1 protein-coding gene is annotated in these 978 nt (G+C 59.5%); it reads left to right on the forward strand.

Going from position 1 to position 978, the window contains the following annotated elements; all coding sequences use genetic code 11:
- Positions 1–871 (forward strand): tRNA dihydrouridine synthase (locus B2R17_RS19380; protein WP_286765267.1); only part of this gene is annotated, 871 nt, incomplete at its 5' end.
- Positions 872–978: the final 107 nt, after the last annotated feature.

A 978-nucleotide genomic window follows, 5' to 3' on the forward strand; every position in this document is an offset into this window, starting at 1 on the left:
CCCCGATCGTTTGTGGGGGGTGGCGGATGAACCCCGGCCGCTGGCGGTTCAAATTTGGGACAACGATCCGGAGACCATGGCCAAAGTCGGGCGACGATTGGCCGAGGAATACCGCGTCAGCGTGGTCGATATCAATTTTGGATGTCCCGTTCGGCAAGTCACCGAGAAGGCTCACAGCGGAAGCTACTTGCTGCGAGAACCCAATCGGATGCACGCGATCATTTCGCGATTGGTGGAGGTGTGTGCTCCGACTCCGGTGACTGCCAAGATTCGATTGGGGTGCAGTCGCGAAAACATCAATTGCAACGAGATCGCTCGGGTGGTCGAAGAGGCTGGTGCGGCGGCACTCACCGTTCACGGCCGGACGGCGGCGGACATGTTCCGGGGCAATGCCGACTGGGAACGGATCAGCGAAATCAAATCGCATCTTCGCAACATTCCGTTGATTGGGAACGGCGACTTGGACAGCGCCGAAAAGGTGGTTGCTGCGTTCGATCAGTACGACGTTGATGCGGTCATGATCGCTCGCGCGTGCCTCGGCCGCCCGTGGTTGTTTGCCCAAGCCGCCGCGGCACTGCGAGGCGAACCGATTCCGCCCGAGCCGACGTTGCCGGAGCAACGCGACGTGATGCTGAAGCATTACCAGTTGGTGGTGGATCGCTTTGGCGACGAAAAAGGAACCGTGCTGATGCGGAAGTACGCGTGTTGCTACGCCCAAGGCAAGCACGGAGCTCGCTACTTCCGGACTCACGTGGCCAAGGTTTCGACGCCGGAAGAGTTTCACTCGGTCGTCGAAGAGTATTTCCCGCTGCACGATCCCAAGCGGGAGTCGCAGGACGCCGAGAGTGTTTCGAACGCCGCGGGTTCGTGACAGGTTATGCGGCAGTCATGCTCGTGCTCTGTTCCAGTTCAATCTTAGGGTAGCGAAACTCGTCAAGCGTTTCGTTGCGGGAAAGCCGAAAGTCTTGGCGACTTCCG

It is taken from the genome of Rhodopirellula sp. UBA1907 (assembly GCF_002337565.1).
GTDB classification, from domain to species: domain Bacteria; phylum Planctomycetota; class Planctomycetia; order Pirellulales; family Pirellulaceae; genus Rhodopirellula; species Rhodopirellula europaea.